The sequence below is a fragment of the Streptomyces minutiscleroticus genome (assembly GCF_014650875.1).
GTDB lineage: Bacteria > Actinomycetota > Actinomycetes > Streptomycetales > Streptomycetaceae > Streptomyces > Streptomyces minutiscleroticus.
In genome coordinates, this window is the sequence record NZ_BMVU01000267.1 from 1 (window position 1) to 570 (window position 570).

1 pseudogene is annotated in these 570 nt (G+C 68.1%); it reads right to left on the reverse strand.

The annotated features are described in order from the left end of the window. Positions 1-570 (reverse strand): annotated as a pseudogene (locus IE271_RS41400) (polyketide synthase); the annotation flags it as partial.

Here is a 570-nt window from a genome sequence, read left to right on the forward strand (position 1 = left end):
CTGTTCCAGGATGACGTGGGCGTTGGTGCCGCTCACACCGAACGACGACACCGCGGCCCGACGCGGCCGATCCACCTCCGGCCACACCCGCCGCTCCCGCAACACCTCCACCGCACCCGACGCCCAGTCCACCCGCGACGACACCACACCCACATGCAACGACGCCGGCAACACACCATGCCGCAACGCCTGCACCATCTTGATCACACCCGCCACACCCGCAGCCGCCTGCGCATGCCCGATATTCGACTTCAACGACCCCAACCACAAAGGCTCCCCCACCCCCTCCCGCCGACCGTACGTCGCCAACAACGCCTGCGCCTCGATCGGATCCCCCAACGCAGTCCCCGTACCATGCGCCTCCACCGCATCCACATCACCCACCCCCAACCCCGCATCCACCAAAGCCGCCCGAATCACCCGCTCCTGCGACGGACCGTTCGGCGCCGTCAAACCGTTCGACGCACCGTCCTGATTCACCGCCGAACCCCGCACCACCGCCAACACCTCATGCCCAAGACGCCGGGCGTCCGACAACCGCTCCAACACCACCACACCCACACCCTCGGC